Below are 21,857 nucleotides of genomic sequence, written 5' to 3'. Positions count from 1 at the left end.
TTCATCTGTCCAGGTGGACAAACGCCTGGACGTCCACTCCGGACTGCCCCAATGCGGTTCGGATCGCGGCGACGGTCTCCGCGACCGGCGCGGCGACCTCGTCGAAACCCCGGTTCGGCTTCGCCGAGACCTCGAGCCGGATGAGGCTGCGCGCCCGATCGTCGATGGCTTTCGCGGTCACCTTCTGGAACATCGGGTTTCCGGCGAGCTCCTGCGCGGCGGCGTTCGCGATCAGTTTCGGTGCAACGGTGAGCGTTCCGGTCTGATCGGAACCGTCGAGCAGGGCATCGTCGACCGCGCGCGGCCGTATGTTGGTGGCCAGCAAGAGCAGGCCCCAACCGACCGCGAGCACGGCCACGCCCACGAGGACCCACGTCCACCAGGACGCCTGTGCCGCATCGAGAACGGCGCGCTCGTCGAGGCGGTCGACCCAACCGGCCACGGGTTCGACGCCCACCCGCCAGGCGATGGCGGCGCCGCCGATGGCGATCAGCGCCAGGGCCACGAGTCCGACCGACAGTCGATGCGCGGTTGCGGGAAGACGATTCATCGCACGCTCCTCGGTCCTCGATCGCGCAGGCGCACGACGACTCGCGGCGGCGACTGCAGGTCGGCGGCCACCGCGGTGGCCGTGTTCTCGATGAGTGCACGGTCGGCGATCTGACTCCGTACGTCCACGGTGCAGGTCAACTTGCGCCGTGTGACCACCGTGTCGGCGTCGAGTACGCCGGGTAGGTCGGAGATCGCAGCGCTGCATCGCCTCGCGACATCACCGGGGCGGGTCCACATACCGTCGCCCGCGAGTGCGAGATGTGTACGGCGTCGCGGTCTGACCGCAACCCACAACAGGATCAGACCCAGGAGGATCGCCCCGATTGCTGCCGGCCACATCCAGTTCTGCCACTGCAGGCCGGCTATCCACTCGGCCGCGGTGAGCGACCACGCCCGACCATCCAGCCACGCCGCGCTGACGGCGATGTCACGCACTGCCACCGCGCCGAGTGCAAGGAAGGCGAGTCCCAGCGCGGCACCCGCGATGGCGGCGCCGGGGAGCGCGGCGGGTGGAAACGCGTGCTCGGATGTCGGGTTCTGGTGCCCGCGAGGTGTGAGGTCCGGGTCGAGCGCGGTCTGCGTCATCGTCGTACCTCCATGTCGGTGCTGATGGTCGGAGAGACCGCAGCGGCGTCGTGCTGCGGGTCGGGGGTGTCAGGGACGTCCGCCTCGGAAACTGCGGCGTCGGGGTTGTCTGCCGGGGCGAGATCTGCGGGACCGCCCGTTCGCACGTCGTCTGCGACGGGCGGCAGGTCGACGTAACCGCGCTGGAGGCGTCGGATCGTCTGTCGTGGTTCCAGTTTGGACACCGTCACGTCGACACGGAGCGGCTCGATCCCGGCCAGACGCTCGACCTCCGTGGCAACGTGTTCACGTGTCCGACGGGCCACCTCGGCGACCGCGCACGGCCATTCGAGCGCGACGGACAAGGTGATGCGTGAGCCACCGGCGTGGATGGTGGCGTGTGGCAGAGAAGTCTTCTCGCCGATCGGTCCGAGTACGGAACCGACGCCGCCGCGGTGGCGGACGACCCCGGCGATGTCGAGAGCTGCTCGGGCCGCGATCTTCTCGAGGACCCGGTCGGCGATCGAGAGTGTCCCCGGCGACTCGTCGGCGGGCATGCCGTCGCCCCGCACGGCGCCGGGGTGGTGGTCAGCCACGACCCCGACTCCGCAGGAGCGCGCCGAGGTCGATGGCACCGTCCCGGTTCAGGCCGAGCACGAGTCCGGCGGCCCCGAGCACCACGGCCAGCAGAAAGCCGGCCAGGCCGCCGGCCACGGCGGCCAGTGCGAGCAGCAGACCGACGAACAGACCTATTGTCGCGTTGTTCATTCCGTTTCACCTTCTTCTGCGGGGGTGCCGACGCTGATGTCCGCAATGGTCACCGTGATCGGCCTGGCCGCGATCTCCTCCGCGGCGTCGCGAACCTGCGCAGCGACGCCGTGCAGGTCGTGGGAGACGTCGACGACGATGTGGATCGCACCCGCGTCATCGTCGAGGGAGACACCCGAAACACGTTCTCCCGGCAAATAAGTGGCTACTTCGCCGAACACCCCGCTGTGCAGGCCGCTGACACCGGGCACGGCGAGTGCCGCGGTGGCCAGCCGCTGCGCGAGGCCCGGCGACTCGACGTCTCCGGGCGCACCGGCCATCACTGGACTCGCGGAGTGGTGTTCGAGTCCTGGTCGTCGTCACCGAAGGCGATGTCGTGCACGGTCACGTTGACCTCGGTGACCTCGAGTCCGGTCATCTGCTCGATGGCGGTGATCACGTTGCGTCGAATGGCTGCCGCGAGTTGATGAATCGCCACTCCGTACTCGGCGACGATGGAGACGTCGACCGCGGCCTGGCGCTCACCGACCTCCACCTCGATGCCCTGGGTGCTGCTCACCGTGGTGCCCGGGAGGACGTCGCGAACCCGTCCGACCACACGCTCGGTGGTACCGCCCAGATCGTGGACGCCGTCGATCTCACGCGCGGCGATGCCCGCGACCTTGGCGACGACGATGTCGGCGATGGAGGTGCGACCGCGGTCACCCGTCGAATCGCGGCGGGCCAGAGCACGACCCGCGGCGGCGTCGGCAGGCGTCCCGGTGGCGATGCCGGCATCGTCCTTCGTGACGTCCTTGGTGGTGGTTGCGCTTGCGGACATGTCGAACTCCTTCAGTCGTCGTGTCTTCTTCGTAGACGGACCGCGTTCGGATGATGCGCTATCGCAAAGGCTGTTCACGATCCGTCTGTAAGGTCAGTCGGGACAGAGGGGGGGAGTTGCACGCATGGGACCCAGTGATTCGGCTCACAGGCAATCGCTCGACCTGTCGGAGCTCGGAGACGACGAGCTCGCCGGCGCGGCCGCCGTCGGCGACACCGAGGCGTTCGACGTGCTCGTCCGGCGCGTGACACCGGGTCTGCTCCGGTACATGCTGCGAATGGTCGACGGGCAGCAGACCGCCGAGGACCTCACCCAGGAAACCCTTCTGGACGCGTGGAAAGGTCTGCCCGACTTCGCCTTTCGGAGCAGCTTCCGCACGTGGATGTTCACCATCGCGCACCGGAAGGCGGCCGACCATCACCGGCGCAGACGCGACGTCCCGTTCGACGACGAGCGGTTCGCCGAGCTGGAGGCCGCCGGGCCGTTGCCCTCCGACATGGCCGAGCGGAGTCTGTTGATCGACGCTCTCCGGGCCGAATTGGACAACCTTCCGGCGAATTCACGCGCAGCGTGGTGGCTCAAGGAAGTGGAGGGGCTTACCCTCGAGGAAATCGGACAGGTGTTGCGCATCACCACCGGATCGGTGCGTGGACACCTCCAGCGGAGCCGGAAGTTCCTGTTGACCCGTTTGGCGCCGTGGAACCCTGGTAAACCCACACCTACGACGATCGTCGACGACCGGGAAGGAGGGGACAGTGATGCCTGACCGGATCTCGCCCGACCCCGCCGGACCCGATGTCACCGATTCGTGGCTCATCGAGGCGACCCAGCAGATCGCCGAGGAGCCGACGAGCGACATCGAACAGTTGATCTCGTCGATCTCCGGCAACCTCCGGCGCATCCGCCGCCCCGCCCGGACACTCGCGACCGACGATCCGGGCATCAAGACGACTGACCGCGTCGTCCAGCAGATGATCGCCATCCGCACCCGCCGGGAACTGGGAAGGCTCACGGTGTTCGTCGCCGTCGACGGCACCGGCGACGCCGTGGAGGGGGTGCGCGTCGGGTTGATCGCGCGTTACGCCGACGACCTGCCGGCGCTGTCCGACGAGGTGCGCGACATCGTCGACGAGGTGCTCATCGAGGCGGTCGGCCGCCAGAGCAGTGCCGACGCGCGTCGGAACATCGCGGTGCGCTGGCAGGACGTGTACACGCGAGAGTGGCTCAGCCGTTAGCGATTTCATAGCTCGAAGTCGCGTTGGGCGCGGATTGGGGCTATGGGATAAGCAGTGGTGCGCGCAAAGGGATTCGAACCCCTGACCGCTGGTGTGTAAGACCAGAGCTCTACCGCTGAGCTATACGCGCGTACGGCGGCCACAACTGTGGCGCTGCGCACCCGAATTTAGTCGCTCCGATGCCGATCGCCCAAACCGGGTTGGTCCTGACGCGGGAGCCAGGGTCGCCGGCCCTTCGAGGCTCGTCGCTTGCGCTCCTCGCACCTCAGGGAGCAGAGGGGCACCTCAGGACGCACGAGTCGTCGGACCGGCAGACTTCAACTCGACTCCCAGACTTCGATCGAAGTCTGGGAGTCGAGTTGAAGTCTGGCAGTCAGGCGAAGACCGGCGGGAGAGCCAGGACCATCACGGCACCCCAGATCACGTGGGTGATCGCGGGGGCGAGGACGCCTGCGGTGCTGCGTCGGAGGATGGCGCAGACAGTACCGAGGACGGCGCCGGCGAATCCGAGCATGACATTGCCGCTGGCCATGGTGACCAGCACGTAGATCACCGTCGACACGAGGATCGGGTTGTGCGGGCGGGCCGCCGAGTAGACCGAGCCGCGGAAGAACAGCTCTTCGGCGAGGCCGTTGAGCATCGTGATCGCGGTGACCACTGCGAGGCTGCCGAAGTCGGCGAAGGCCAACACCTGGTTGGCGAGGTCGCTGACGCCAGGGATCATCCGTGCGACCAGGCCGCCGACGATGAAGGCGCCGCCCACGGCCACGCCGACGACGGTGCCGAGGATGATGGCGCCGACCCGGTTGGGCGGACGGGACGGCGTCGGACTCCAGGCGCCGAGCCGCAGTGGCCCGGAGACGAACGCCCCGACGATCCACACGGCCGCCAGGCCGATGGTCAGCGGGTAGAACGCGGCATCGCCCGGCTCCACCCGGAGGGACACTCCGAGAACCACCGCGCCGATGACGAGGAAGACTCCGACGAGCCAGCGTCGTCGAATGTAGTGGGCGCCGGGATCGGGGTCACGATCCGCGGCGATGGACTCGTACAGGTCGCGCGCCAGTGTGGTCACCAGCACTCATCACCACCTAGGTAGATCGGTCAGGTCGATCGGTCAGGGATGGTCGATCAACCACCACCGGTCACGACGCTACATCGGTGCGGCTCGGACGGAGGGCCCCGACGACCTTGGTGGCCACCCCGAGGGATGTGCCGATCGTCTCGACGACGCCGCGCTTCACTCGTAGCCAGTCACCTCCGGCCCAGGCCGGATCGGTATCGGCGAGGTGGTGGAGGTCGTCGAGGTCGCACACCGAGCGGGGGTACGGCGAACGCACCGACGCCCGGACGGCTTCGCGCATCGGTGTCAGTCCACCCTCGGGCGGGGGCACGAGATCGCGGATGCGGTGTTCCGACGCCGTCATCGGATGGTTCAGCGAGGTCACGAGTTCTTCGGTGAGCGACGCGGGCACCGGCACGAGCATCCCGCCCACCCGTCCGGCCAGACGTGTGGAGATCCCGAACACCGGAAGCCGCAACCGCGGTACCCGTACCGCGGAGATGTACTCGTGCAGGATGGAGATGTAGCGGGCGCTGTCGGGTCCGGAGATGTCGTAGTGGCCTGGAGGAAGCGACGACTCACACGCCGCCACCAGGTAGTGCACGGCGTCCCGGATCGAGATGGGGTCCATCGCGTTGGTGATCCAACCGGGTTCGGGGATCACCGGCAGCCGATCGGCCATGTACCGGATGATCTCGAACGACGTGGACCCGGCGCCGATGACCACCGCGGCGCGAAGCCACACCAGTTCGGGGCCGCCATCGATCTGGAGTCCCTCGGCCACGTCGGCGCGGCTCTGCAGATGGGTGGACAGTTTGTCGTCCGACGGCACGAACCCGCCGAGGTAGATGATCCGTCCGACGCCCGCGTCGCGCGCAGCCTCGGCGACGTTGCGCGCGGCGTCGCGGTCGCCGTTGGCGAAATCGGCCTGCCCGATGCCGTGGACGAGGTAGTAGATGGCGTCCACCGCACCCGCGTCGGCCACTGCCTTCTTGACCGAGGTCGGGTCGTCGGCATCCATCGTCACCTTGCTGACCTGCGACGACCACCCGAAACGGGCGAGCTTGCGGGTGTCGCGTGACGTGACGACGACCTCATGTCCCTGTTTCAGGAGGGCGCACACGAGCCGGGACCCGACGTATCCGGTGGCGCCGGTGATCAGAAGCCTCATGACACCGACGGTAGAGAAAATGTGCCGACTTGGTCGAGCAAGGGGGTTCGGTGTGACTGAGACGGTGCGCTCGTCACGGGTGGATCACGACGGTCGCCGGGGTGTCACGGGTCCGCGGCGACTGCTCGCCGGTACCTCTCGGCGACCTGGTCGTGATACTCCGCCGCGGCGGCGAGCTCGGCACGGAGTTCAGGGGGTTCGATGACGGTGAAGTCCGCACCGAAGGCGTGCATCCACCGGGCGATCGAGGTGAGTGAGGTGCTGTAGAGCGTCACCTCGCAGCATTGTTCGTCGCCGGATTCCACCGCCCCCCACGATTCGTGCACCGTCGCCGAGACCTCGGCCAGCGGTGCGTAGATCATCACGCGTGCGGTGGCCCGCTTGTACAGCGCGCCGAGTCCGCGGAGCACGAACGCCGCCGCGCCACCCTCCGGCGGGTCCCGTGGTGTGAAACGCGGCCCGGTGGGCACCTTCGGTTCCATGCGGTCGACGCGGAACGATCGCCAGTCGGCGCGCTGGATGTCGAAACCGACCAGATACCAACGGTTTCCGTTGCGGACGAGGCGGTAGGGTTCGACCTCGCGTCGACTCTCCTCGCCGTCGTTGCGCCGGTAGTCGAATCGCAGGCGCTCGTTCCGATGGCAGGCGGTGGCGATGTCGGTCAGCCGATCCGCCGACACCGCGCTCGCCGGTGCGGTCCGCGGGACGGCTTCGATGCGCAGCGCGTCGAGCCGGTGTCGGAGTCGGGACGGCATGACCTGGCGGAGCTTCGCGAGCGCGCCGGCGGACGCCTCGGCCATGTCGGCGACGGCCCCGGTCGTCACCGCGTCCAAACCCAGCGCGACGGCGAGGACCTCCTGGTCATCGAGGAGCAGCGGTGGCATCTCGGCCCCGGCCCCCAACCGATACCCGCCGCGCGAGCCGACATTGGCATCGACGGGATAACCGAGTTCGCGCAGTTTGTCGACGTCACGACGGACGGTGCGAGTCGTGATCTCGAGACGCTCGGCGAGCTCGCGGCCCGACCACTCGCGTCGTGTCTGCAGCAGAGACAGCAGAGCGAGGAGGCGAGCAGACGTTTCCAGCATGCGTCTCATCCTGCCCGACGAAGCGGACAGTTTCTGTCCGCGATTGAAACATGCGGGGCGCCGCGGATCAGCAGGCTACCTGCGACCCCGGGTCCGACGACGTGTCGAGCCACTTGCCATACCCGCCGACTCGGTTTCGCAGTTCGCAGATCTCGTTCTGGGTACGACCAGCCACGTAGTAGACCGAGTAGATGGGGCTGCCGTCGTCGAAGGACTGCCTCAGTGAGGGGCATGATTGGTCGGTTCGGAGGTAACTCGCACCTGGGTGCCGGTCGAGGTAGGACTGCACCTCGGCGACGTAGGTCCCGGGCGCAGTCGCGTTGGCGACGACGACGATGCCCGTACCGTCGCATGCAGGTCGTGTCATCGGCACTGTGAGACCGAGATCGCCTGGGACGACTGCGCGCGGTGCACGGGTAGGCGGCTGGAGCGAGGGGCCGGGTAGCGACGTTGGGCCAGGTTCAGAAGTGGGTCCGGGCACAGGCGAGACCAGAGCTGGTGAGGCTGGTGTCGCGGTGGTCGTCGGCGGTGCGGAAGCGTCACGCGCGGTCGCCGGGTTGTCCCGGTCGGTGGTGGCGACCGCCCAGGCGACGACCCCGGCGCAGATCAGCAGGACGACAACCGTGGCCACGACGATCGGGACCACAGGCGATCGGCGGCGCGACGGGGCCGGACTCGCGGTCCTGGTGGCATCCCACGGTGAGCTCGGGCCCGACGGACCGCCGAGTGTGGGCGCGGCCGGACCGGCGGGAATGACTCGCGGCGGCCCGGCCGGAATGAGTGTCGGCGCACCACCGAGAGGCTTCGAGCGCACCGCGGCCTCCGCGTCGGCGACCAGAGCTGCGGCCGAATGCTGCCGCTGCGCAGGGTCTTTCGCCATACCGCGGCCGATGACCTCGTCGATGGGCCCGCCGAGACGCGGTGGTGGGGTTGTCAGGTGAGCCGCGATCAACCGCTCGATGGTGGTCGCCGACGCGAAGGGATGTGTGCCGGACAGGCATTCGAAGAGCACGCAGGCCAGCGCGTAGATGTCCGCGGGCGCCCCCACCGCGCCGTCACCGAATCGTTCCGGCGCCATGTACCCGAAGGAACCGACAGCGGTGCCGGTGCTCGTGAAACGAGTGTCGGTGTCCGCCTGCGCCAGGCCGAAGTCCACGAGGTATGCGAAGTCTCGGCCGTCGACGAGGATGTTGTCGGGCTTGACGTCGCGGTGGACCAGGCCGGAACGGTGCGCCGCGTCGAGCGCGTCCCCGATCTGGCCGACGATCCGCAGCGCACGTTCGGCCGGGAGCGGCCCATCCTCGACGAGGAGTGTGCGCAGATCCCGGCCGTCGACCAGGCGCATGTCGATGAACAGACGTCCCTCGATCTCGCCCCAGTCATGGATCGGGATGACGTGCGGATCGTTGAGTTGGGCGGCGACGCGGGATTCGCGATGGAACCTGTCGCGGAACGCGGGGTCGTCGGCGACCTGGGGGTTCAGCAACTTCAGCGCGACCACCCGATCCTTCCGGGTGTCGATGGCGCGGTACACCTCACCCATTCCGCCGCGTCCGATCAACTCGCCGATGAGGTAGGGGCCGAGTCGGTCGCCGGCGTTCACGGATGCTGACACGCCGACAAGCGTAGGGGGCTGCGGCGGTTCGCCGGAGTCGGAGCCGGCAGTTGTCCCCCGTTCGGCGGGTCCCGGGACCTCCGGTGCGGACCTCGATACGGTTGAGTTGATTGCCCCACGGTCGGCCCGGCCGCCCGTCAGACCCGAGGAGTGAGAATGGCGACGACGATCCTGCCCATCGACGAGGTGACCGCGGCTCTGATCGCGGAGTGGGGCGCGATCCGGGACCTCGCCGGCTCGCTCGACGACGAGTCGTGGTCGGCGCCTTCGGTCCTCCCCGGCTGGACCAACGCCGACATCGTCGCCCACATCGTCGGCACCGAGAGCATGCTCGACGGCCGTGACGTCGAGGCGACCCGCACGGTGAGCGCGCTCGACCACGTCCGCAACCCGATCGGCGAACTCAACGAGAAGTGGGTGGACCACTTTCGGCCGAAGCCGCGGACGGAGGTCCTCGACGCGCTCGACGAGATCATCGAGGTGCGCACCGCCGCGCTGAGGGCGATGACCCAGGACGAGTTCGACGCCGCGGCGATGACGCCGGCCGGCGCGGACACCTACGGGCGGTTCATGCGCATCCGCATCTTCGATTGCTGGGTGCACGAGATCGATCTGCGCGACGGCACCGATCATTCCGCGCTGACCGATTCTCACCCCGCCAGGTGGGCGCTCGACGAGATCTGTGCGTCGTTGCCCTTCGTGGTCGGGAAGCGCGCTGACGCGCCGAAGGGCAGCAACGTGCTGTTCGACGTCACCGGACCCGCACCGCGCACCGTACGCATCGCCGTCGCCGACCGCGCCGGTGTCGTCGACGAGTTCGACGGCGGCGACTCCGCCGCCGACGTGCGCATCCGACTCGACGGGGTCAATCTGGCGCGGTTCGCGGGCGGGCGTCGCGACGCGGACCCGTCCGGCGTCGAACTCGACGGCGATGAGGCTCTCGGACAGGCGATCCTGAAGCGCATGAACTACGTGATCTGAGCGATCACCCGTCGAGTTCGCTTGTTGTGAACGGTCCTGTGTGGTGCCACCCCACCCGCAGGTCGAGGAGTACGTGCGCCCGCTCACTGATTCCGTTTCCGCTCACCGGATTTCGATGAGCGGCAACGGATTCGATGAGCGGGAACCACTTTGTGTGACCAGCCTTGCAGGACTGACGAATCTGGCAGCAGGGGTGGCGTCGCCCGCACCCCGCGGGGCGATCACCCGTCGACGGTGGCCCGCTGGATCAGGAGATTCTGCTTCGGGGGTCCCGACGCCGCGCCGGGAGCGTTGGGCGTGAAGCCACCCGCCACGATCTTGTCGAGGACGGCGAGTCCGGACGCGTCCACGGTCCCGACGATCGAGTAGGTCAGTGGCAGGGCCGTGTCGTCGGTCAGCATGAAGAAGGTGGTCGAACCGGTGGCGCCCTCGTCGTCGGGGAGGTCGAGGATTCCGACCGTGCCCCGCGGGTAGGTCACCTGTGGCACGCCGTCGTCGTCGGTCCCTGCGGACGGAAGTCCTTCGGGCAGTTCGTCGGGACTGGTCCAGCCGGGGTTGGTGCCCTCCTGACCGCCCGACGATCCACAGATCAAGTACTTGTCGGACGCCCGGTGACATTTGCTGTTGTTGTAGAAACCGGACTTGATCAGCGAGACCATGGCCCCGACGTTGCAGGGCGCCTCGGCGCGGTCGAGCGTCATGCTGACGGTGCCCTGACCGGCGATCGGGATCTCCGCGTCGACCGTGCCGGTGTTCGGCTGGCTCGGAGCGGGTTTCGCCTGGGTGATGCCACCGACCGCCGCGCGCGCCGGGTAGTCGCATGCGACGGTGCCCGCTGGTAGGGCGCTGGTGGACGTGCTGGGCGTCGGTGGTGGGTCGCCGCCGTCGGAACCCGACAGCGCCACAACGATTCCCGTCACCGCGAGGACGATGACCACGAGGCCGACTCCGGCGGCGATGGCGATGTTGCGACCGGTGTGCGACGTGCCCGGTGTGGGGCCGGGGCCCCACTGACCGCCGCCGAGATGCGATGCCGAATATGCCGACTGGGGCCCCGAGTACGGCTGAGGTCCCGAGAATGCTTGCGGCCCCGATGCTCCAGGCGGGGAGCGGAATCCGCCGCCGGCGCCGGAGTGCGGTCCGGACACCGTGGGACCCGAACCGGGTCCGCGGACCAGAGTCGGATCCGACGGCACCCCGGTGGGTCCGGATCGATGGCCCGGTGTCGGTTGGCCGGGGGAGACGATGGTGCGGTCCGAGGGCACGGGGGAGCCGGGCGCACCGAATCCGGGCTGCACCGATGCGCCGCCGGGCGCGTACGTCGGGGGCAGCATGACCGGGGGTGTGACGGTGGGTGGTGCGGGCGGGGTGTTGTCGTGCGGCGATGACAGCGCCGTCGACGCGGCGCGGATGAGTTCCCTGGCGGTGGGGAACCGACCGGCCGGGTCTTTCGCGAGACCGCGCGCGATCACCGGGTCGAGCGGTCCGCCGGTCCTCGGCGGTTCCTTGGTGATGTGGGCGGTCATGAGGCCCTGGTCGGTCTTGGCCGGGTACGGGGTCTGACCGGTGACGCATTCGTACAACACGCAGGCGAGCGCGTAGTTGTCGGAGCCGGGGCCGGCGGGCTCGTCACCGAAACGCTCCGGGGCCATGTAGGCGAGGGTGCCGAGCGCCGTGCCGATCTGGGTGAGCCGGCTGTCGGTGGTGCCCTGCGCGATGCCGAAGTCGACGAGGTAGGCGAAGTCATCGGCGTCGACCAGGATGTTGTCGGGTTTGATGTCGCGGTGGACTAGGCCATCACGGTGTGCGGAGTCGAGGGCCGAGGCGATCTGTCCGAGGATGTGGACGGCGCGACCCGGCGTGAGCGGTCCCGACGCGAGGAGCTTGCGCAGATCCTGTCCGTCGACGAGTCGCATGTCGATGAAGAGGACGCCGTCCTTCTCGCCCCAGTCGTGGATCGGGATGACGTGCGGGTCGGAGAGTTTGGCCGCGGTTTTCGACTCGCGTTCGAATCGATCGCGGAAGTCTTTGTCCCGCAGCAGGTGTGGGGGCAGTACCTTGAGTGCTACGCGGCGTTCGCGGAGGGTGTCGAAGGCTTCGTAGACCTCGCCCATTCCGCCGCGCCCGAGCAGGCGGTCGATGCGGTACGGACCCAGCATGGTGCCGGCCCGTGACGTTGGATCGGTCACGTCATCCTCGGCTTCCTCGGTGTCGGCGCCAGTCGGTCGGGGGCGGTCGGGTCAACCCTAATCAGCGTGGGGTGCTGACGTACAACGAGCCACGGACCGAGGGTTCTCGGTGGGCGTGCGGACCGCGCCTGCCCGGTGCCGGTACCAGTGTCGACGCGATGACGTCCCGACAACGGCCCCGCAGAACTCGACGGACGGTGAATCGTCCGCGGCGGCGTCGAGACGGGTGGTTTTCAGCCAGCAGGTGGGCGGGTGGCGGTGGGAAAGGTACGCCCCCGTCACGCGTCGTCGTCGGTCAGTGCCGGTCCGCGCGCGAAGTCGCGTGCTCGTTGCCCCGACATGATCTGGGCGGGGAGCGGGTCGGCGAGCAACGTACGGACGAGTGCGGCCGACGGCTCGAGTGGCGTGTCGCTGCCCACGATCACGATGTTGCCGGTGCGCCGGCCCTTGAACATGGCGGCGTCGGCGATGAGCATCAGGTGCTCGAAGACCGAACCGATGGTGGCGGCGTCGGCGCGCGCCCCGGCCAGGTCACGGCCGTCTCCGCAGTTGGCGAGGTACAACCCGCCGGGGACGAGGACGTCGCGGACGGCGGTCGTGAATTCGCGTGTCGTGAGGTGTCGCGGGGTGCGGTCCCCGGCGAACGCGTCACGGACGATGACGTCGCGTGTCCCCGGTTGCAGGGAGGTGACGACCTCGCGCGCATCGCCCACGCGGATGCGCAGTCTGGGTGCGCGGGGGAGGTCGAACCATTCGCGTACGAGCCGTGCGAGTTCGGCGTCGATCTCGACGGCCACCTGGCGGGCGTCGGCGTAGCGGTGGTCGAGGTGGCGGGCGAGCGCGCAGGCGGCGCCGCCGAGGTGTAGGACGCGGAGTCGCTCCGACGGCGGGTGGCGTTCGTCGATGACCGCGGCCATCTGGCGGAGATATTCGAAGTCGAGTGCGGTCGGGTCGTCGGGGTGGATGTGCGAGCTGTGCGCGCCGTTGATGGTCAGGAGCCATCCGCCGGAGATGGTGTCCGCGCTCAGTTCGGCGACGCCGGTGTCGATGTCGTACCGCCCGGGTGTCGGCTGTGCGGGTGTCCTGGCCACGGGGGCCAAGTGTGGCACCCGGCGCCGGGAGCGAAGCGAGCGGGCCGTGATGGCCCGGCGCCGGGAGCGAAGCGAGCGGGCCGTGATGGCCCGGTGCCGGGAGCGGAGCGAGCGGGCCGTGATGGCCCGGCGGGCCGGGTTACCATCGCGCGGTGCCGAGACCGACCAGCGTTTCCCGCCGCCGTCCTGTCCGATGGGCCGGTGGCGGTGCGTCGACGGCGGTCGGGCTCGCGCTGGGGTTTGTGATCGACGAGTGGGCCGGCGATCCGGTGCGCGGTCATCCGGTCGCGGGTTTCGGTCGGTTGGCCGGTGTGGTCGAGCGTGCGCTGTACCGCGACTCGCGGGTGGCGGGCGTGGGTTTGGTGGCGGTGATGGTCGGGTCGACAGCGGTGTCGGCGATCGTCGCCGAGAGACGTGCGTCATTGCTGGGGAGGGTCGGTGTGACCGCGGCGGCGACGTGGGTTGCGCTCGGCGGGACGTCGCTGTGCCGGGTGGGGGATGCGGTGGCCGATGCGCTGGACGCGGACGATGTGGGGTCGGCGCGGGCGTTGATCCCGAGCCTGTGCGGTCGCGATCCGGAGTCGCTGGATGAGGCTGGTCTGTGCCGTGCGGCGTTGGAGTCGATCGCGGAGAACACCTCGGATGCCACGGTCGGTCCGCTGGTGTGGGGAGCGCTGGCCGGTGTTCCCGGACTGTTGGGGTATCGGGCGGTCAACACCCTCGACGCGATGGTCGGTTACCGCAACGACAGATACCGACGGTTCGGCTGGGCGGCAGCGCGCGTCGATGACGTTGCGAACCTGGTGCCGGCCCGGCTCGCAGGCGTGCTGATCGTCGTGGTCGGGGGAGCGCCGAGACGCGCCGCGGCGGCATGGCGACGGGATAGCGGGGCCCATCCGAGTCCCAATGCGGGTGTCGTCGAGGCGGGCTTCGCCGGTGCGCTGGGTGTGCAGCTGGGCGGACGGACGGTGTATCCGCACGGCGTCGAGATGCGTCCGACGCTCGGTTCGGGGCCGGTGCCCGGGCCTGCCGACCTGCGCGCGGCCGTGGCCCTGTCACGGCGCGTGCAGCGGGCGACGTTGGTGGTCTGTGCCGCCGCCGTCCTGGCCCGCCCCGGCCTGGGCGTCGCGGCGCGGCGGCTCAGTCGCCGTAGCGTCGGGTGAGCTTGTCGCGGACGTCGCGGGATTCGTCGTCGGCCTGCGGACCATGGCCGATGCGGCCGACCTGATGGACCACCGTCGTGCCGGCCGCGGCGCGTAGTTCGTCACGCATCTGCTGGCGGCGGTGGGCACGTGAGTCCGGCTCAGGTGCGGTGGGTTTCGGCGACCGGGGCGTGTCCTGCCCGGACTGTTCGCCGGCTGCGGACGCGGATGCGGCAGCGGCTGCGCGTCGCCGGGCCCGGATCTCGGAGAAGAGGAAGTAGCCCACGCCGAGGGGTGCCATCACACCGAAGGCGAGCCATTGGAGTCCGTAGGAGAGGTAGGGACCCGTGTCCAGCTGGGGCAGGGAGATCTCGCCGAGAGAGCCCGGCTGATCGGGGGACAGCTGCAGGTAGAAGTCGTCCATCGGCGTCGACGTCACCGCCGAGACGAGGCCGGGATTGATGGTGGACACCGTCAGCGTCCCGTTGTCCTGCCGTGCCCCGCGGTCGGTGCTGACGCTCTCCGCGGCCCGGATGCGCGCGGTGATCGTCTGCTCGCCCGTGGGCGGCGCCGGGATGTCGGGGACCGCGCCCTCCTGGGGTCGTATGTACCCCCGATCGACGAGGATGACCCGGTCCGATCCGCTGACCGCGAACGGGGTGAGGACCTCCACGGCCGGACGTTCGTCGACGTTGCGCAACCGGACCAGGGCCTGGTCCTCCACCAGGTAGCGACCGGTCAGTTGCACCGAGCGCCATTCCGACGACGGATCGAACGTCGACGACGGGGCGACCTCGGCGAGGGGCTCGGTCTCGATCGACGTCGCGGTGCGGATCAAGTCGTTGCGGCGCTCGGTGTCGGAGTTCTTGCCGAGCTGCCAGGGCGCGAGCAGGGTGAAACAGGCCACCGCGAACGCCGCGACCACCACACCGAGGGCGATCCACCCTGGGCGGAGGATCGTTCGCAGAACATGCACACACCCAGGCTACCGAGCGGGGGTAGCCTGATCGAAATGCGAGACTTCGTCTGCTTGAAGTGTGGTCAGCGTCTTTCCTTCGAGAACAGTCTGTGTCTGAACTGCCGGAGCAAGCTCGGATTCTGGCTCCAGACCCGGGCGATCCATGTGCTCGACGACGACGGACGTGCCGAGGTGGACGGCGTCCTCCTCGAGCGGTGCGTCAACATCAAGCTCGCTCAGTGCAATTGGCTGGTGAAGTGGAGCGGCACTCCCACCCTGTGTGAGTCGTGTCGATTGACCCGCACCCGTCCGGACGACGACGACACCGAGGCGATGGTGATCTTCGGGCAGACCGAGACCGCCAAGCGCCGCCTCGTCCTCGAACTGTCCGAACTCGGGTTGCCCATCGAGAGCCGGGAGGACAATCCGCACACCGGTCTGGCCTTCGATCTGCTGTCCAGCGCCAAGCGGTCGGTCATCACCGGTCACGCGAGCGGGGTCATCACCCTCGATCTCGCGGAGGGCGACGATGTGCACCGCGAGCAGATGCGCGTCGAACTGGCCGAGCCGTATCGAACGGTTCTGGGGCACTTCCGTCATGAGATCGGTCACTACTATCAGATCGTCCTCATCGACGACGACCATCGCGCGGGGTACGAGGAGTTGTTCGGCAATCCCGACGACGATTACCAGGCCGCGCTGGACCGGCACTACAAGGAGGGAGCGCCCGAAGGCTGGCAGCGCGACTTCGTCTCCTCGTACGCGACGATGCACCCGGCCGAGGACTTCGCCGAGACCTTCGCCCACTACCTCCACATCCGCGACACGCTCGACACCGCAGCCGCGTTCGCGATGGCGCCCGCGGGGGCGACCTTCGACGGTGTCCCGCCAGGGGATGTGGGCTTCGACCGGGTGATCGACGAGTGGCTACCGCTGACCTGGGCGCTCAACCAGATCAACCGGTCGATGGGCCACCCGGACCTCTACCCGTTCGTCCTGCCGCAGAAGGTCCTCACCAAGATCCGGTTCGTGCACAACCTGGTGGCGCCCGCAGCGTGAGCTGCACCGGCACAGCAGAGCAAGACCAGGTCAGGACACCCCGAGCTGGTCTCGAACCCAGTCGATGAGCCCGGGCATCGCGCCCTCGATCTGTTCGCGGGTCACGACGAAGTCGTCGGTGCTGCCGTAGTACGGGTCCGCGAGGTCGAGATCGTCGGCGGGTGCGGACGGATCGAACGACCGCAGGAGCCGGGTGCGGTCGCCGAGTCGTTTGCGTTCGAGTTCGCGGACGTGGCCCTCGTCCATGGCCAGCAGCAGGTCGGCGTCGAAATGCTCCGGTCCGAGGATCGCGGCGACGTGGGCATCGGAATACCCGTGTGCGACAAGCTCGGTCCGCGCACGATTGTCCGCGGGTTCGCCGATGTGGTAACCGCTCGTCCCACAGCTGGAGACGCGTACCTTGCCGCCCAGGCCCGCGTCGTCGAGGGCGGTGCGGAAGATGTTCTGCGCCATGGGGGATCGGCAGATGTTGCCGGTGCACACAAAGCAGATGTGGAGTTCGTCTGACACTGTCACCACCTCAACAAGTCGATTCGCCGTCGGCTGTGCGTCGGGGGCCGATCAGGCACCCAGGACGTCACGCAATTCGGCCACGGACCCGACCGCCCAGGTCGCGTCCTGTTCCTCCCCGTCCAGAGCGTAACCCCAACGCACCAGGATCGCCGGGATGCCGAAAGCCGCTGCCCCGTGGACATCGTGGCTGCGATCGCCGATCATCACGACGGGTCCGGTGACGTGCCCGGTGTCCGGGTCGGTGGGCAGGTCGAGCTGCGCGATCGCATGGGCGATGACGTCGGACTTCTGCCGCCGGGTGCCGTCGTCGCTCGCGCCGGCGATGTGGCGGAAATGGTCGGCGAGTCCGAAGTGTTCCAGGATCTTTCGGGCGGTCGTCTCGTTCTTCGACGTCGCGATCGCCAGGGTCCGACCCGACGCCGCCAGGTCGCCCAGGAGCGAGTCCATGCCGTCGAACACCGAGTTCTCCAGCCAGCCGGTGTCGGTGTAGCGCTCCCGGTAGGCGCGCATCGCCTCGTCGGCGGCCTCGGGTTCGAGTCCCAGGGCGTGCAAGGTGTCGATCATCGGCGGGCCGGCGATACCCGCGACGATTCGCGGGTCCGGTTCGGCGGCGCCGACCGCGGCGAGTGCGTGGCGGAAACTGTTGGCGATTCCGTCGAAACTGTCGGTGATCGTGCCGTCGACGTCGACGAGCAGAACGGTGTCGGGATGGCGGGGATCCGGCGGCGTCGTCACGATTCCATGGTGCACGTAAGGTCGGAAGGCATGACAGCTGGGTACGGTGCGCTCGATGTCGCGGTGACCACCGCGGGCGCGAGGCGTTCCGACGCCGATCTGACCGATCCGGAACGTCATGGCGACAGCGACGCGGTACCGGGGCTCGTCGACTTCGCGGTGAACGTGCGAGGCACCCCGCCCCCGTTCGTACTCGATGCCGTCCGTGCCGGGCTCGATGATCTCGCCCGCTATCCCACCGCCGCCGACGAGCAGCGTGCGGTCGACGCCGTCGCCGCGGCCCACGGCCGACACCCCGACAACGTGCTGCTGCTGTCGGGTGCCGCCGACGGGTTCGAGATGCTCCCACGACTGGGAGTTCGACACGCGGCGCTGATCCAGCCGTCGTTCACCGAACCCGAGATCGTCCTGCGGGCCGCCGGTGTGCCGATCACGCAGGTGGTGTTGAGCCCACCCTGGCGGCTCGGCACGCCCGCGGAAACGGGTGTGCCCGAGGACGCCGATCTGGTGATCCTCGGCAATCCCACCAACCCGACGTCGGTCCTGCACCCGGTCGACGCCCTCCACGCGCTGCGCCGGCCGGGCCGGATCATCGTCGTGGACGAGGCTTTCGCCGATCTCACCCTCGGCGCCGACGGCGCCCCCGAACCGCAGTCGGTGGCCTCGGTCGACTGGCCCGATCTGTTGGTGATCCGTAGTGTGACAAAAACATTCGGTCTGGCCGGACTCCGCGCCGGTTATCTGCTGGGCCCAGCCGCAGTGCTCGACCGCCTGCGAGCGGGCCGCCGCCCCTGGGCGCTGTCGACACCGGCACTGGCGGCGCTGACCGCATGCCTGGGCGATGCCGGGCAGCGATACTGCCTGGATCAGGCCCGGGCGGTCGCGGAGGAGCGTGCTGCATTGCTCGATGAGCTCGCCCGCATCGGACTCTCGGCGGCAGCCGAACCGTCGGCGCCGTTCGTCCTCGTCGAGGTGCCGAACGCCACGGAGGTCAAACGCCGGCTCGTCGACCACGGTTTCGCGGTGCGTAGTTGCGCCAACTTCGTCGGACTCGGCGACGCCCACCTGCGGCTCGCGGTCCGCCCCCGCTCACAGGTGCGGGATCTCGTACGTGCGATCGAACAGGTTCGAGAGGAGATCGGTGATGCAGCCGTCCCCGCAGTCTGAGCGAGTGATCACCGTCGGCGATGTCGTGGACGTCGTCGAACGGGCGTACCCGCCGGCCCTGGCCGAGTCGTGGGATGCGGTGGGTCTGGTCTGCGGCGATCGCGAGGAGCAGGCACGTGGCGTGCTCGCGTGTGTCGATGTGACCGAGGCGGTGGTCGACGCGGCGATCGAGGCGGGTGCGGGGATCGTGGTCGCGCACCACCCGCTCCTGCTCCGCGGGGTGACCACGCTTGCCGCCGACACCGCCAAAGGGCGGATCGTGCACCGGCTGATCCGTTCCGGGACCGCCCTGCTCGCGGCCCACACCAACGCCGACAGTGCGCGACCCGGCGTGTCCGACGCCCTCGCCGACCGCCTCGGTGTGTTCGACACCGTGCCGATCGCGCCCAAACCTGTTGACCCGCTGGACAAATGGGTGGTGATGGTGCCGGAGGGCAATGTCGAGCAGGTGAGCGAGGCGATGTTCGCCGCCGGCGCGGGGACCATCGGCGACTACCGAGACTGTTCGTGGTCGGTCGTCGGCACGGGACAATTCGAGGCCGGGGAATCGGCATCGCCGGCGATCGGCGAGATCGGCATGCGTACGCACGTCGACGAAGCGCGCGTGGAGATGGTCGCGGGCCGTGGACTCCGGGCCGCGGTGCTGCGCGCACTGCGCAACGCCCATCCTTACGAAGAACCGGCCTTCGACGTGTTCGAACTGGCCGCATTCGGCAGCGACGTCGGGCTCGGGCGGGTGGGGGCGCTCGCCGAGCCGATGACCCTCCGGGACTTCACCGCCATGGCGGCACGGGTTCTGCGGACCCCCGCAGGAGTCCGCGCGGCCGGTGACCCCGACGCGCTGGTGCGCACCGTCGCGGTGTGCGGGGGCGCCGGGGACTCGTTGCTCGACCGTGTCCGCGGTCTCGACGTCGACTGCTATGTGACGTCCGACCTCCGGCACCACCCCGCCGACGAGAGCCTTCGCGTCGGCGGCCCGGCCCTGATCGACGCCGGGCACTGGGCGACCGAGTTCCCCTGGTGCGCACAGGTGACGGCGCTGCTCGACGCCGAACTCGGCATCCCGACGACGGTCTTCGACGAGCCCACCGATCCGTTCGTTCTGCACAGCTCGCTCTGAACCGGCGAAATCCGAGCCGCCGCCGGTGGACATGACCCCTCCGCGTACGGTGGGGGGACTTCAGAGACAGGAGGCCGCAATGAAAGTCGACGCCGGCGCGCAACGACTGCTACTCGATCTCGCGGACTCCGATGCCGAGATCAACCGACTCGAGCATCGACGCAAGACCTTGCCCGAGGACGCCGAGATCGCCGAACACAATAAGGCGATCGACGCCGCCCGGGACGACCTCGTGCGCGCGGAGATCGCGGCCGAGGACCTCGGTCGCGAATACCGCCGCATCGACTCCGAGGTCACCGGGATGGCCAACCGGGAGGCCAAGGACTCCGCGCTGCTCACCGGGGGTGGACTGGCCCCGAAGGCCCTGTCCGAGCTGCAGCACGAGCTCGCCGGGCTCGGGCGTCGTCGTTCGGTACTCGAAGACGAGTTGCTGACGCTGATGGAACAGCAGGAAGCGGTGGAGGCGGAACGGTCCCGCGCCGCGGCCACCATCAGCCACCTGGAAGAGAAGGTCGCCGAGGCGCAGGTCCGTCGGGATCAGTCGCTGTCGACGATCGACGAGGACCTGGCGCGCGCCCGGGAACGTCGCGAGTCCTTTGCGGCCGAAGTCGATCCGGCCCTGTTGAGCGTCTACGACAAGCAGCGCGCCAACGGCCGCATCGGTGCCGGGTTGTTGCGTGCCCGACGCTGCGGTGCATGTCGGATGGAACTGGATCGCGGGACCATCGCCACGATCGCCGCAGCCGCTTCCGACGAGGTGATCCGCTGTGAGGAGTGCGGGGCGATCCTGGTGCGGACCGCGGAGTCGGGACTCTGACTCCGTGACCGCGACGCCGAGCGAGCGCACCGTCGCAGCGCCGGGTCCGGCCGCGACGCCGCCGTCGTGGCAGGGCCAGCAGGGGGCACCGACACGTTTCATCCTGTTGCGCCACGGGCAGACCGCGTTGTCGGTGGAACGGCGTTACTCGGGTCGCGGCAACCCAGAGCTCACCGAGGAAGGTCGTCGCCAGGCGCGGACCGCAGCCGAACGGGTCGCCCGCGAGGATTCGATCGCGGCCATCGTGACCTCGCCGCTGAGCCGGACCCGGTCCACCGCCGACGAAGTCGCCGCGCGCACGGGTGTCGAGGTCGTCGAACACGCCGGACTCATCGAGACCGACTTCGGCGAGTGGGAGGGGCTGACGTTCTCCGAAGCCGCGGCTCGCGACCCCGAGATCCATCGCGCATGGCTGTCCGACATCACCCTGGCCGCTCCCGGCGGGGAGAGCTTCGCGCAGGTCGCCGACCGGATCGCCGAGACGAAAAACGAACTCTTGGAACGCTATTCGGGTCAAACGGTCGTGCTGGTGTCGCATGTGACGCCCATCAAGTCGATGCTGCGTGACGCGCTGGGCGTCGGACCCGAGTTGTTGTTCCGCCTTCATCTGGATCTCGCGTCGGTGTCGATCGCCGAGTTCTTCGCCGACGGTGGTTCGGTGGTGCGGCTCGTCAACGACGCCGCCCACTGGCGTTCCTGACGCGCTGGGGTCCTTCGGCTGCCGGCCGCGAGCCACAGAGGGCCGCGGCGTATCCTGAGTGCGCGAACGAGTCGGCCGGGCGGCCGCGATGCGCGGAACGGGCGGACTCCCGTCACGCCGTTCATCGAGGAAAGTCCGGACTCCGCAGAGCAGGGTGGTTGTCAACGGCAACCCGGGGTGACCCGCGGGACAGTGCCACAGAGAACAGACCGCCGGCCGTCAGGCCGGTAAGGGTGAAACGGTGCGGTAAGAGCGCACCAGCGGCACGGGTGACCGTGCCGGCTAGGTAAACCCCACCCGGAGCAAGGCCGAAGCACGCACCGTGAGGTGCGTGTGCGCGGACGTCACGAGGGCTGCTCGCCCCAGTCCGCGGGTGGGCCGCTCGAGGTACCCGGCGACGGTGTGCCCAGATGGATGGTCGCCACCCGTACCGGCCGCGAGGCCGGGGCGGGTACAGGATCCGGCTTATGTGCCGGCTCGTTCGCCCCAATCGCCCGGCTCTCGACGGT

At 69.0% G+C, this 21,857-nt stretch carries 24 protein-coding genes, 1 tRNA gene and 1 other RNA gene; 10 read left to right on the top strand and 16 right to left on the bottom strand.

All coding sequences use genetic code 11. The annotated features are described in order from the left end of the window. Position 1: 1 nt before the first annotated feature. Genes MAY35_RS05650 through MAY35_RS05625 form a run of 6 tightly spaced genes read right to left on the bottom strand, consistent with a single transcriptional unit; the run spans position 2 to position 2,704 of the window. Positions 2-550, bottom strand: coding sequence for a hypothetical protein (locus MAY35_RS05650; RefSeq protein ID WP_238419880.1), 549 nt, complete (start codon positions 548-550; stop codon positions 2-4). Beyond that, a complete protein-coding gene (locus MAY35_RS05645) occupies positions 547-1,137 on the bottom strand; it encodes a DUF6286 domain-containing protein (RefSeq protein WP_238419879.1) in 591 nt (196 codons plus the stop codon). The genes MAY35_RS05650 and MAY35_RS05645 overlap by 4 nt, the downstream gene beginning before the upstream one ends. Then, positions 1,134-1,712 (bottom strand): Asp23/Gls24 family envelope stress response protein, encoded by a 579-nt coding sequence (locus MAY35_RS05640; protein ID WP_238419878.1) that lies wholly within the window; start codon positions 1,710-1,712, stop codon positions 1,134-1,136. Before MAY35_RS05640 ends, MAY35_RS05645 begins: the two co-directional genes overlap by 4 nt. After that, on the bottom strand, positions 1,705-1,884 hold the full coding sequence (locus tag MAY35_RS05635) for a DUF2273 domain-containing protein (RefSeq protein WP_238419877.1): 180 nt from the start codon (positions 1,882-1,884) through the stop codon (positions 1,705-1,707). Before MAY35_RS05635 ends, MAY35_RS05640 begins: the two co-directional genes overlap by 8 nt. Further along, positions 1,881-2,204: a hypothetical protein gene (locus tag MAY35_RS05630; protein WP_238419876.1), complete on the bottom strand. Its 324-nt coding sequence runs from the start codon at positions 2,202-2,204 to the stop codon at positions 1,881-1,883. The genes MAY35_RS05635 and MAY35_RS05630 overlap by 4 nt, the downstream gene beginning before the upstream one ends. Next, entirely contained in the window at positions 2,204-2,704 is a 501-nt protein-coding gene (locus MAY35_RS05625) for an Asp23/Gls24 family envelope stress response protein (RefSeq protein ID WP_238419875.1), read from the bottom strand. The genes MAY35_RS05630 and MAY35_RS05625 overlap by 1 nt, the downstream gene beginning before the upstream one ends. A gap of 124 nt (positions 2,705-2,828) precedes the next feature. Here MAY35_RS05625 and MAY35_RS05620 point away from each other — a divergent pair, with 124 nt between their 5' ends. Beyond that, complete coding sequence (locus MAY35_RS05620; protein WP_238419873.1) at positions 2,829-3,470, top strand: RNA polymerase sigma factor; 642 nt, start codon at positions 2,829-2,831, stop codon at positions 3,468-3,470. Further along, positions 3,463-3,939: a hypothetical protein gene (locus tag MAY35_RS05615; RefSeq protein ID WP_238419872.1), complete on the top strand. Its 477-nt coding sequence runs from the start codon at positions 3,463-3,465 to the stop codon at positions 3,937-3,939. The genes MAY35_RS05620 and MAY35_RS05615 overlap by 8 nt, the downstream gene beginning before the upstream one ends. Before the next feature lie 55 nt (positions 3,940-3,994). On the opposite strand, the gene MAY35_RS05610 is transcribed toward MAY35_RS05615, so the two are convergent. The 5 genes from MAY35_RS05610 to MAY35_RS05590 all read right to left on the bottom strand — a co-directional run bounded on the left by MAY35_RS05610 (position 3,995) and on the right by MAY35_RS05590 (position 8,876). Further along, positions 3,995-4,069, bottom strand: a tRNA-Val gene (locus tag MAY35_RS05610). 243 nt (positions 4,070-4,312) lie between these two features. After that, the gene (locus MAY35_RS05605; RefSeq protein ID WP_238419871.1) at positions 4,313-5,020 is read right to left on the bottom strand and encodes a type II CAAX endopeptidase family protein; all 708 of its coding nucleotides are present in this window, start codon (positions 5,018-5,020) and stop codon (positions 4,313-4,315) included. Positions 5,021-5,084: 64 nt separating this feature from the next. Continuing rightward, positions 5,085-6,173 carry an NAD(P)H-binding protein gene (locus MAY35_RS05600; protein ID WP_238419870.1) on the bottom strand — a complete coding sequence of 363 codons (1,089 nt, stop codon included), beginning with the start codon at positions 6,171-6,173 and terminating at the stop codon, positions 5,085-5,087. Between the two features lie 104 nt (positions 6,174-6,277). Then, complete coding sequence (locus tag MAY35_RS05595; protein ID WP_238419869.1) at positions 6,278-7,261, bottom strand: YafY family protein; 984 nt, start codon at positions 7,259-7,261, stop codon at positions 6,278-6,280. 67 nt (positions 7,262-7,328) lie between these two features. After that, positions 7,329-8,876, bottom strand: coding sequence for a serine/threonine-protein kinase (locus tag MAY35_RS05590; RefSeq protein ID WP_238419868.1), 1,548 nt, complete (start codon positions 8,874-8,876; stop codon positions 7,329-7,331). A gap of 156 nt (positions 8,877-9,032) precedes the next feature. Here MAY35_RS05590 and MAY35_RS05585 point away from each other — a divergent pair, with 156 nt between their 5' ends. Next, positions 9,033-9,857 (top strand): maleylpyruvate isomerase family mycothiol-dependent enzyme, encoded by an 825-nt coding sequence (locus MAY35_RS05585; RefSeq protein WP_238419867.1) that lies wholly within the window; start codon positions 9,033-9,035, stop codon positions 9,855-9,857. 221 nt (positions 9,858-10,078) lie between these two features. On the opposite strand, the gene MAY35_RS05580 is transcribed toward MAY35_RS05585, so the two are convergent. Together MAY35_RS05580 and MAY35_RS05575 are read right to left on the bottom strand one after the other, a co-directional pair. Further along, the gene (locus MAY35_RS05580) at positions 10,079-12,046 is read right to left on the bottom strand and encodes a protein kinase (RefSeq protein ID WP_238419865.1); all 1,968 of its coding nucleotides are present in this window, start codon (positions 12,044-12,046) and stop codon (positions 10,079-10,081) included. A gap of 278 nt (positions 12,047-12,324) precedes the next feature. Next, entirely contained in the window at positions 12,325-13,137 is an 813-nt protein-coding gene (locus MAY35_RS05575; protein WP_238419863.1) for a spermidine synthase, read from the bottom strand. A 152-nt stretch (positions 13,138-13,289) separates the two neighbouring features. Here MAY35_RS05575 and MAY35_RS05570 point away from each other — a divergent pair, with 152 nt between their 5' ends. Beyond that, the gene (locus MAY35_RS05570; protein WP_308192438.1) at positions 13,290-14,300 is read left to right on the top strand and encodes a cobalamin biosynthesis protein; all 1,011 of its coding nucleotides are present in this window, start codon (positions 13,290-13,292) and stop codon (positions 14,298-14,300) included. Here MAY35_RS05570 and MAY35_RS05565 read toward each other — a convergent pair. Beyond that, positions 14,278-15,255, bottom strand: a complete 978-nt coding sequence (locus MAY35_RS05565) for an SURF1 family protein (protein WP_238419861.1) — start codon at positions 15,253-15,255, stop codon at positions 14,278-14,280. The two genes, MAY35_RS05570 and MAY35_RS05565, sit on opposite strands and share 23 nt — an antisense overlap. A 36-nt stretch (positions 15,256-15,291) precedes the next feature. On the opposite strand from MAY35_RS05565, the gene MAY35_RS05560 reads away from it, so the two are divergent. Next, positions 15,292-16,296: a putative zinc-binding metallopeptidase gene (locus MAY35_RS05560; RefSeq protein WP_238419860.1), complete on the top strand. Its 1,005-nt coding sequence runs from the start codon at positions 15,292-15,294 to the stop codon at positions 16,294-16,296. 30 nt (positions 16,297-16,326) lie between these two features. On the opposite strand, the gene MAY35_RS05555 is transcribed toward MAY35_RS05560, so the two are convergent. Together MAY35_RS05555 and MAY35_RS05550 are read right to left on the bottom strand one after the other, a co-directional pair. Further along, the gene (locus MAY35_RS05555; RefSeq protein WP_238419859.1) at positions 16,327-16,806 is read right to left on the bottom strand and encodes a low molecular weight protein-tyrosine-phosphatase; all 480 of its coding nucleotides are present in this window, start codon (positions 16,804-16,806) and stop codon (positions 16,327-16,329) included. 51 nt (positions 16,807-16,857) lie between these two features. Beyond that, positions 16,858-17,544 (bottom strand): HAD hydrolase-like protein, encoded by a 687-nt coding sequence (locus MAY35_RS05550; RefSeq protein WP_238419857.1) that lies wholly within the window; start codon positions 17,542-17,544, stop codon positions 16,858-16,860. 30 nt (positions 17,545-17,574) lie between these two features. On the opposite strand from MAY35_RS05550, the gene cobC reads away from it, so the two are divergent. The 5 genes from cobC (at position 17,575) to rnpB (ending at position 21,832) form a co-directional block, all read left to right on the top strand. Next, entirely contained in the window at positions 17,575-18,711 is a 1,137-nt protein-coding gene (gene cobC / locus MAY35_RS05545; protein ID WP_238419855.1) for an Rv2231c family pyridoxal phosphate-dependent protein CobC, read from the top strand. Further along, on the top strand, positions 18,689-19,831 hold the full coding sequence (locus MAY35_RS05540) for a Nif3-like dinuclear metal center hexameric protein (protein ID WP_238419854.1): 1,143 nt from the start codon (positions 18,689-18,691) through the stop codon (positions 19,829-19,831). The genes cobC and MAY35_RS05540 overlap by 23 nt, the downstream gene beginning before the upstream one ends. 79 nt (positions 19,832-19,910) lie before the next feature. Next, on the top strand, positions 19,911-20,648 hold the full coding sequence (locus MAY35_RS05535; RefSeq protein ID WP_238419853.1) for a zinc ribbon domain-containing protein: 738 nt from the start codon (positions 19,911-19,913) through the stop codon (positions 20,646-20,648). Between the two features lie 4 nt (positions 20,649-20,652). Then, on the top strand, positions 20,653-21,348 hold the full coding sequence (locus MAY35_RS05530; RefSeq protein WP_238419852.1) for a histidine phosphatase family protein: 696 nt from the start codon (positions 20,653-20,655) through the stop codon (positions 21,346-21,348). Positions 21,349-21,415: 67 nt separating this feature from the next. Then, positions 21,416-21,832: RNase P RNA component class A (rnpB, locus tag MAY35_RS05525), an RNA gene on the top strand. The last annotated feature ends 25 nt before the right edge of the window (positions 21,833-21,857 follow it).

Origin of the sequence: Gordonia sp. 'Campus' (assembly GCF_022206305.1) — a bacterium.
In the GTDB taxonomy this organism is placed as follows: domain Bacteria; phylum Actinomycetota; class Actinomycetes; order Mycobacteriales; family Mycobacteriaceae; genus Gordonia.
This window is presented reverse-complemented; position numbering and strand designations above follow the sequence as displayed.